Origin of the sequence: Ruania rhizosphaerae (genome assembly GCF_009805705.1) — a bacterium.
GTDB lineage: Bacteria > Actinomycetota > Actinomycetes > Actinomycetales > Beutenbergiaceae > Ruania > Ruania rhizosphaerae.
In genome coordinates, this window is the sequence record NZ_VSMB01000010.1 from 157190 (window position 1) to 165219 (window position 8030).

Consider the following 8030-nt stretch of genomic DNA (forward strand, 5'->3'; position numbering starts at 1 on the left):
CTGTCCGATCAATTCAGCCCGTTCTCGGCCAGCCACTCCGAGGCGATGGTGGCCGAGTCGAGCTGTTCGGAGACGCTGCGGGCGTTCATCGCGATGAGATCCTCGGTGGTCAGTACCGCACTGATCGGGTCGAGCACCCCGGCGATGTCCTCGGCGATCTCGGCATCTGCCAGCGGAACGACGTTTTGCGCCAGGATCATGCTCTCCGGGTCCTCCAGGGTCACGAAGTCACCGGACGCGAGATCCGGATCCGCGGTGTAGATGTCACCCATCGTGATGTCCCCGCCCCGGATCGCATCCTTGGTGAGTGGGCCACCGCTGTCACCGATCGCGACGAACTCCACCTCCACCCCGTAGAACTCGGCGAGTCCATCGGGCCCGTAGGGGCGTGACTCCAGCTCGATGTTGCCGCCGACTGTGATCTCACCGTCGTAGGAGGCCAGATCCGCGAGGCTGGTGATGCCGTTCTCCTGTGAGAACGCCGCGGTCACGTTGTAGGAGTCGGCGTCCTGCGCCTCGGCACGGTTGAGTACTGTCAACCCCTCCGGGAGGGCCTCGGGCAGCGCGGCGGCGACGTCGTCGGGGCTACGCGCCTCGGTCTCGGCGTCGTAGAACTGCAGCAGGTTCCCGGAGTACTCGGGAATCAGGTCGACCTCGCCGCTCTCCATGGCCGCGAGGTAACTGTCCCGTTGCCCGATCTGGAACTGACGCTCCACCTCGAAGCCGTCGACCTCGAGCGCCTGCGCGTAGATCTCGGCGATGATCTCGTTCGAATAGTAGGCCTGGGAACCGACCACGACGGTGGAGGCATCCGCGGGTTCCTCGCCCGCGCCGGTGTCGAGCGGGTCGGACGAACCGCCGCATGCGGCCAGCAACACCAGTGAGGTGGCAGCAGTGACGGCGCCGGACATGCGGACGCTGCCGCGGTCGAGCGCCCGACGGCGCTGGGGAGGCAAGGTCATGACGTTCCTTCCTGAGGGTGAGTGTGAGAAACAACGGCCGGCTTGGCCGCATTCCCCGGTCTGTGCCGTGTGGTGCTCTCCGCCAGCCACGCCGTGAGCGAGAACGCTGCATCCAGCACGAGCGCGAGCGCGACGATGACGATCGCGCCACCGAGCATCTGGACGTAGTCGTTGAGGTTGATCCCGCGCAGGATGTAGGTGCCGAGCCCGCCGAGGCCGACGTAGGCGGCGAGCACTGCGGTTGAGACGATCTGCAGGGTCGCGCTGCGCAGGCCGCCGATGAGCAACGGCAGCCCGATCGGGGCCTCGACGCGCCACAAGATCTGCCACTCGGTCATCCCCATCGCCCGGGCAGCATCCACGACGCGCTCGTCGACCGCCTCGACTCCGGCATAGGTGCCCGCCAGCACGGACGGAACACCGAGCACGACGAACACGATCGTGGCAGCCATCGGCGCCTGGCCGATGCCTACGAACAGAGTCAGCAGCGTCAGTAATCCGAGTGAGGGGAGCGCCCGGGCCGCGCCGGAGAACGCGACGGCGACCTGCTTGCCGCGTCCCGTATGGCCGATCACGTACCCGATCGGTACCGCGATCGCGGCGGAGATGAGCACCGCGATGGCCGAGTACAGCAGGTGCTCACCCAGCCGTACGGCGATGGCGTCGCCGCCGGTGTGCTGCTCCGGTGAGGCGAGCCAGGCGAAGGCGTCAGCGAACAGGTTCATCGCGCCACCGCCGCTCTGGGTGACCGGCGCCGGCGCGCCGCCACGCGACCGCGCCCGTCCCTCGACCAGGGCATCAGCCACCGGCCGAGCAGCACCAGCAGTGCGTCGAGGGCCAGGGCTGTCACCACAGTCATGACGATCCCTGTCAGGATCTCCACCGGGATGTTGCGCTGCAGGCCGTCCGTGAACAGGAATCCGAGCGAACGAATCCCCACCAGGACTCCGACGGTGACGAGACTGACCGTGCTCACCGCCACCACGCGCAGACCCGCCAGGAGCACCGGCCCCGCCAGTGGCAGATCGACTGCCCAGAACCGGCGCCAGCCGTCATAGCCCATCGCCACGGCGGCCTGCCGCACGTGTGAATCCACGGAGGCGAAGGCGTCCGAGGCGAACCGCGTCATCAGGGCCACCGCGTAGATGGTCAGCGCCACGATGAGGTTCGCGCGGCTGAGGTACCCGATGCCGAGTATCGGCGGCAGCAGCACGAACAGCGCCAGCGACGGGATCGTGTACAGCAGACCGACGAGCGAGAGCATGGGCCCACGTAGCCACTGCTGACGCCAGGCGAGTTGGCCGAGCGGTATGGCGATGATCAGGCCCGCCACAATCGGCAGCAGGCTCAACCACAGGTGCTCGAGCGTCAGTTCCAGCACCAGGTCGATATTCCGTGAGAGCCAGGTCATGACGGCGCGGCGTCCTCGGTCAGGACACCGGCGGGTCGGCCGTTGCTGTCGACGACCACGGCGACGCCGCCCCGGTGCTCCACCCGCAGTGCCCTCCGTCCACGGTCTGCGCCGATGAAGTCCGCGACGAACTCGCTCGCAGGAGCGGCCAGGATGTCGGCCGGAGCCCCACGCTGGGCGATCACGCCGCCGTCCGCCAGGATCACCACCTGGTCCCCGAGCAGGAATGCCTCCTCGATGTCATGGGTGACGAAGACGACCGTCTTGCCGAGTTCTCCCTGCAGTCGCAGCAGTTCGGTCTGCAGGTCGGCGCGCACGATCGGGTCGACCGCACCGAACGGTTCGTCCATCAGGAGGATGTTGGGGTCTACCGCCAACCCACGGGCCACGCCCACCCGCTGCTGCTGACCACCCGAGAGCTGGTTGGGGTAGCGCCCGGCCAGATCCCGGTCCAGGCCGACGGTATCCATGAGCGTCAGCCCCAGCTCGGTCGCCTCGGATCGCCCCATCCCGTTCAGCCGCGGCACGGTCACGATGTTCTCCAGCACCCTGCGGTGCGGCAGCAGACCCGCGCTCTGCATCACGTAGCCGATCCGTCGCCGCAGTGCGACCGGGTCGAGTGCGGCAACGTCCTCGCCGTCGATACTCACGACCCCCGACGTCGGTTCGACCATCCGGTTGATCATCCGCAGCAGCGTCGTCTTACCCGAACCCGAGGAACCGACGAACACCGTCACCTGGTGGGACGGGATGACCAGATCGACACCTCGCACCGCCAACGTGCCGTCATCGAACCGCTTGGCGACCCCCTCGAACTCGATCATGCCGTTGCGGGTCGCGTCGACGGCAGGTGAGGTTCGCTTGTCTGTGTTCCACTGAGTACAGCCATGGGAACGAGCGTAATCTGCACCTATGACATCGGCCTGACGAGACCGGGCGGGTCCGCCCACGAGGAGCACAGATGCAAACCTGGGACGTGATCGTGATCGGGGCAGGTGCGGTGGGGGAGAACGTCGCCGGCCGGGTCGTCGCCGGAGGCCTGAGTGCGGTGATCGTCGAGGCCGAGCTCGTCGGCGGCGAATGCTCCTACTGGGCATGTATGCCGTCCAAGGCTCTGCTACGTTCCGGGCACGCCCGCCGCGCCGCTGCCCATGTCCGTGGCACCGGAGTCCACGAGCCGACTGGACCTGGATCCTCCCTCGATATCGCCGAGGTCCTCAACCGGCGGACGTCCTTCACCAGCGGATGGGACGACGCCGGGCAGGTGCAGTGGCTGGAGGGCGCGGGCATCGACCTGGTGCGCGGCCACGGCCGCCTGACCGGGGAGCGCGAGGTGGAGGTGACCACAGCCGAGGGGACCGAACGGCTGCAGGCGAGCTACGCCGTCGTGATCTGCACCGGTAGCGACGCCCACGTTCCGGACGCCCTCGCTGCGGTCAGCCCCTGGACCTCCCGCGAGGCCACCAGTGTCGAGGAGGTGCCCGGGCACCTGGCCATCGTCGGGGGAGGGGTGGTCGGCACGGAGATGGCGACGGCGTACCGGGACCTGGGCGCCGACGTCACCATGCTCGTGCGCGGGCAGGTGCTGGCCGGGCAGGAGCCGTTCGCCGGCGAACTGGTCACCGCGAGCCTGGCCGAGCGAGGAGTGGACGTGCGCACCGGCGTCACCGTGGTCTCAGCCACCCGCGACGGCGGCCCCTCCACGCCCGTGCGCCTCACCTGTTCCGACGGCCAGGTGGTGGAGGCCGACGAGGTGCTCGTGGCCACCGGCCGCCGCCCCCGAACCGACGACCTGGGCTTGAGCACCGTGGGACTGACCGACGGTCAGTGGCTGGACGTCGACGACACGTTGCGGGTGCAGGGAGCACAGTGGCTCTATGCCGTCGGGGACGTCAACCACCGGGCGCTGCTGACCCACCAGGGCAAGTACCAGGCGCGGGCGGCGGGTGACGTGATCGTGGCACGTGCTCGCGGGGGTCCGGTTGCGGACGGTTCGTGGCAGCGGCACGTCGCCACCGCTGACCATCGCAGCGTCCCGCAGGTGGCGTTCACCTCCCCCGAGGTCGCCAGCGTCGGTCTGACCGCCGCGGTGGCCAGGGAGGCGGGGTACGCGGTGCGGGTGATCGATCACGACCTCGGCGCCGTGGCCGGTGCAGCGTTGCACGCCGACGGGTACAGCGGTAGGGCCCGGATGGTGGTCGACACCGATCGTCAGGTGCTGCTCGGGGTCACCTTCGTGGGGCCTGACGTGGCCGAGTTGCTGCACGCGGCCACGGTCGCTGTGGTCGGGGAGGTCCCGATCGAGCGTCTCTGGCACGCAGTGCCCGCCTACCCGACGATCAGCGAGGTGTGGCTGCGGCTGCTGGAGGCCTTCGGTCGCGAGGGGTAGGTCTGCCGCGCGGATACGGAGACGACGCCGGTCTCAGCCGTTGTCCTGCTTCTTGCGGATGAGGTCGAGCGCGATCACAGCACCGAGCACCGCCTGACGTTCGCGGGGTGCCAGGTCCGGGGAGAGGTCGACGACGTAGCGACTGTGCCCCAGCAGCGCCCGGCCCATCCCGGCCCAATTGCGGGCCACGGTGGCCATGAGGCCCCGGGGGCCGGACAGGGTGAAGTCGAAGCCCCACAGATTGCCGGTCATCTCCAACGGTGCACCGTCGAGTTCGATCGTCACCCGGGTCCGGAAGAACGCGATCCGCTTGACCATGTGTGCCAGCGGGTGGCCGTGCCCGTCGAGGATCTCCATCCGGTCGCGGCCGAAGGAGACCGTATCCTTGAGGTGGAGCAGTGGCTCGCCCGGGCCGTCGAAGACGGTGAGTTCGCGGCTGCCCATGAAGAAGCGGCTGAGTGCACTGCCACCGGTCTCGATGTGGCCGATCTGCTGTCCCTGGGCATCGGCGATCGCGAAGTCGTTGCTCATGAAGTTCGTGACCTGGTCGACGACCAGTCTCTGGTGTGCCAACAACGTCATGCCCCGATCCTCCCACGTGGGCTGACTGTGGCAGGATCCCGTGCGTTCACGAACTGCTTGTCACGATCACCCTGTGCACGAGGCCGTCGAAGGAGCAAGATGGACCCAGGGCTAGGCAACCGCACCCGGCACGGTCCACAGTGGACTCGTGGGGTCCGAACCCGCCCGCACTGGTCACTCGCCGCCCCGGCGTCCATGCGAAGGAGCAGACATGAAAAAGCTGATCAACGATCCTCAGGCGGTCGTGGCCGAATCGGTCGAAGGATTCGTCGCCGCCCACGCCGACCTGGTCGTCTCCAGCGGTGACGAGGAGAAGCTGTTCGTCTCCCGCGCTGGCGGAGCGATGTCCGGCAAGGTCGGTCTCGTCAGTGGCGGGGGTAGCGGGCACGAACCGCTCCATGCCGGGTTCGTCGGTCTCGGCATGCTCGATGCCGCCGTACCGGGTGCGGTGTTCACGTCTCCGACGCCCGACCCGATCGTCGCCGCGACGGTGGCGGCTGATGGTGGTGCCGGCGTCCTGCACATCGTGAAGAACTACACCGGTGACGTGCTGAACTTCGAGACGGCCGCCGAGCTCGCCGAGCTGGAGGACGTGACCGTGACATCGGTGATCGTCGACGACGATGTGGCGGTCCAGGACTCCCTCTACACCGCGGGGCGCCGCGGGGTGGCCGGCACCGTGCTGGTGGAGAAGATTGCCGGCGCTGCGGCCGAGCGCGGCGACGACCTCGAGACCGTGGCCGCCATCGCCACCCGGGTGAACGAGAACGTACGCTCGATGGGAGTGGCCCTGACCGCATGCACGGTGCCCCATGCCGGCAAGCCGTCCTTCGATCTGGCCGAGGATGAGATCGAGATCGGGATCGGGATCCACGGCGAACCCGGCCGGGAGCGGATCCCCGCCGCCTCCGCGGACGAGATCACCGAACGGCTCCTGACGGCGGTCGCCGACGACCTGCAGGTGGCCTCCGGTGACCGGCTGGTGCTGCTGGTGAACGGGATGGGCGGGACACCCGCCTCCGAGTTGTACATCGTCTACCGGCAGGCGCGTGCGCTGCTCGAGCAGCGGGGCGCGAGCGTGGAGCGGTCGCTGGTCGGCAACTACGTGACGTCGCTGGAGATGCAGGGTGCCTCAGTCACCGTGCTCCGTCTCGACGATGAGTTGCTCAGCCTCTATGACGCTCCGGTGCACACGGCCGCACTGCGATGGGGGGCGTGAGGATGGAGGGGGGCGCGAGCACTCCCGGGTCACTCGGCGTCGCGTGGGCACGGGCCTGGGTGGAGGCCAGTGCGGACGTCATGCGGCAGAACCGGATGGCACTGATCGACCTCGATCGCGCGATCGGCGATGGCGATCACGGCGAGAACATGGACCGCGGATTCACCGCCGTGCTCGCTAAGCTCCAGAGTACCGAGACCGAGACGATCGGCGATGTGCTCGCACTCGTCGCCAAGACGCTCATGTCAACAGTCGGCGGGGCGGCCGGACCGCTGTACGGCACCGCCTACCTCCGCGCCTCGAAAGCTGCGGGATCCACGCTCGACGCCGCCGGGGTGGCGGACGTGCTGGAGGCGGCCCTGGGCGGGATCGTCGCCCGTGGGAAAGCCGAGCGCGAGGACAAGACGATGGTCGACGCCTGGGGGCCCGCGTCCGAGGCCGCCCGGGAGATCGCCGAGGCAGGTGGAAGCGGGGTCGAGGCTCTGCAGGCGGCCGCCCAGGCAGCTCAGGCCGGTGCGGCGGCCACCGAACCGCTGACCGCCCGCAAGGGTCGAGCGAGTTATCTCGGCGCACGCTCGGTGGGGCACCGAGATCCAGGTGCGCAGTCGACCGCGCTGCTCCTCGAGGCGGCAGCGGGCGCCGCAGGTGATGGGGGCGGGGATGAGTGAGCCCACGACGGCTCTCGTCCTCGTCTCCCACTCCGCGGCGCTCGCGGCCGGTGCGGCCGAGGTCGCGGCCCAGATGGCGCCCGATGTAGCGATCCGTCCCGCCGGTGGCACAGATGACGGGCGCATCGGGACCAGCTACGACCTGGTGGAGCAGGCGGTGACGGCGTCCTTGGAGGATGAGGCCGGTGCCGTGGTGATGGTGACCGATCTCGGGTCTGCGGCTCTCACAGCCGAATCCGTCCTCGAGATGCTCGACGATGAACGGGTCCTCCTAGCGGATGCACCGTTCGTCGAGGGTGCGGTCGCGGCAGCGGTCGCGGCCCAGGGGGGCGCGGGGGGACGGGCCGTCCTGGCCGCTGCTGAGGAGGCGGCGTCCAGTTTCGGACCGGTGGATCGCGAGGACGACGGTCCGCCCTCACCCGGGTCCGTCGGGCCGGAGCAGGGTGAGGTGCTCACGCGCACCCTGATTCTGCGCAACCGGCTCGGACTGCATGCACGGCCGGCCGCGATGCTCGCCCGCAAAGTCGGGGAGTTCGATGCACAGGTCAGCCTCAACGGGATCGATGCCGCGAGCATCCTGGCGATCATGGGGCTCGGGCTGACGGGCGGTGCTGAGCTGGCACTCGAGGCGAGCGGCCCGGAGGCGGCCCGGGCGCTGGATGCGATCGAGGCGGACGTCGAGGCGGGCTTCGGCGAGGAGTAGCTCGTCGCCACCACGAGGGTGGTCTCAGTGTCGTCGTCGATGCGGTGGATTCATACGGTCGTTGCGACAAGTGGTGATCGTGGGAGGTCGTGATGG

At 68.9% G+C, this 8030-nt stretch carries 9 protein-coding genes; 4 read left to right on the top strand and 5 right to left on the bottom strand.

Annotated features, from left to right (window positions below; all coding sequences use genetic code 11):
- Positions 1 to 8 precede the first annotated feature (8 nt).
- The 4 genes from FV560_RS14550 to FV560_RS14565 are packed head-to-tail and all read right to left on the bottom strand — an operon-like array spanning position 9 to position 3197.
- Positions 9 to 962: an ABC transporter substrate-binding protein gene (locus FV560_RS14550; protein ID WP_235020142.1), complete on the bottom strand. Its 954-nt coding sequence runs from the start codon at positions 960 to 962 to the stop codon at positions 9 to 11.
- Positions 959 to 1687, bottom strand: a complete 729-nt coding sequence (locus FV560_RS14555; RefSeq protein WP_159622269.1) for an ABC transporter permease — start codon at positions 1685 to 1687, stop codon at positions 959 to 961. The genes FV560_RS14550 and FV560_RS14555 overlap by 4 nt, the downstream gene beginning before the upstream one ends.
- Complete coding sequence (locus tag FV560_RS14560; RefSeq protein ID WP_159622270.1) at positions 1684 to 2373, bottom strand: ABC transporter permease; 690 nt, start codon at positions 2371 to 2373, stop codon at positions 1684 to 1686. Before FV560_RS14560 ends, FV560_RS14555 begins: the two co-directional genes overlap by 4 nt.
- Positions 2370 to 3197, bottom strand: coding sequence for an ABC transporter ATP-binding protein (locus FV560_RS14565; protein ID WP_159622271.1), 828 nt, complete (start codon positions 3195 to 3197; stop codon positions 2370 to 2372). Before FV560_RS14565 ends, FV560_RS14560 begins: the two co-directional genes overlap by 4 nt.
- A 137-nt stretch (positions 3198 to 3334) precedes the next feature.
- On the opposite strand from FV560_RS14565, the gene FV560_RS14570 reads away from it, so the two are divergent.
- Positions 3335 to 4762, top strand: coding sequence for a dihydrolipoyl dehydrogenase family protein (locus FV560_RS14570; RefSeq protein WP_159622272.1), 1428 nt, complete (start codon positions 3335 to 3337; stop codon positions 4760 to 4762).
- Between the two features lie 33 nt (positions 4763 to 4795).
- Here the strand turns inward: FV560_RS14570 and FV560_RS14575 are convergent, their stop codons facing one another.
- Positions 4796 to 5344 carry an LURP-one-related/scramblase family protein gene (locus FV560_RS14575; RefSeq protein WP_159622273.1) on the bottom strand — a complete coding sequence of 183 codons (549 nt, stop codon included), beginning with the start codon at positions 5342 to 5344 and terminating at the stop codon, positions 4796 to 4798.
- Between the two features lie 211 nt (positions 5345 to 5555).
- On the opposite strand from FV560_RS14575, the gene dhaK reads away from it, so the two are divergent.
- Genes dhaK through dhaM form a run of 3 tightly spaced genes read left to right on the top strand, consistent with a single transcriptional unit; the run spans position 5556 to position 7934 of the window.
- Positions 5556 to 6563, top strand: a complete 1008-nt coding sequence (gene dhaK / locus FV560_RS14580; RefSeq protein ID WP_159622274.1) for a dihydroxyacetone kinase subunit DhaK — start codon at positions 5556 to 5558, stop codon at positions 6561 to 6563.
- A gap of 2 nt (positions 6564 to 6565) precedes the next feature.
- Positions 6566 to 7231: a dihydroxyacetone kinase subunit DhaL gene (gene dhaL, locus FV560_RS14585; RefSeq protein WP_159622294.1), complete on the top strand. Its 666-nt coding sequence runs from the start codon at positions 6566 to 6568 to the stop codon at positions 7229 to 7231.
- Complete coding sequence (gene dhaM / locus FV560_RS14590) at positions 7224 to 7934, top strand: dihydroxyacetone kinase phosphoryl donor subunit DhaM (RefSeq protein ID WP_159622275.1); 711 nt, start codon at positions 7224 to 7226, stop codon at positions 7932 to 7934. Before dhaL ends, dhaM begins: the two co-directional genes overlap by 8 nt.
- Positions 7935 to 8030 lie beyond the last annotated feature (96 nt).

What these genes read in the sequence shown, in the direction of transcription:
- FV560_RS14550 (WP_235020142.1), bottom strand. Translation starts at nt 962, where the DNA reads ATGACCTTGCCTCCCCAGCGCCGTCGGGCGCTCGACCGCGGCAGCGTC.
- FV560_RS14555 (WP_159622269.1), bottom strand. Translation starts at nt 1,687, where the DNA reads ATGAACCTGTTCGCTGACGCCTTCGCCTGGCTCGCCTCACCGGAGCAG.
- FV560_RS14560 (WP_159622270.1), bottom strand. Translation starts at nt 2,373, where the DNA reads ATGACCTGGCTCTCACGGAATATCGACCTGGTGCTGGAACTGACGCTC.
- FV560_RS14565 (WP_159622271.1), bottom strand. Translation starts at nt 3,197, where the DNA reads ATGATCGAGTTCGAGGGGGTCGCCAAGCGGTTCGATGACGGCACGTTG.
- FV560_RS14570 (WP_159622272.1), top strand. Translation starts at nt 3,335, where the DNA reads ATGCAAACCTGGGACGTGATCGTGATCGGGGCAGGTGCGGTGGGGGAG.
- FV560_RS14575 (WP_159622273.1), bottom strand. Translation starts at nt 5,344, where the DNA reads ATGACGTTGTTGGCACACCAGAGACTGGTCGTCGACCAGGTCACGAAC.
- dhaK (WP_159622274.1), top strand. Translation starts at nt 5,556, where the DNA reads ATGAAAAAGCTGATCAACGATCCTCAGGCGGTCGTGGCCGAATCGGTC.
- dhaL (WP_159622294.1), top strand. Translation starts at nt 6,566, where the DNA reads ATGGAGGGGGGCGCGAGCACTCCCGGGTCACTCGGCGTCGCGTGGGCA.
- dhaM (WP_159622275.1), top strand. Translation starts at nt 7,224, where the DNA reads ATGAGTGAGCCCACGACGGCTCTCGTCCTCGTCTCCCACTCCGCGGCG.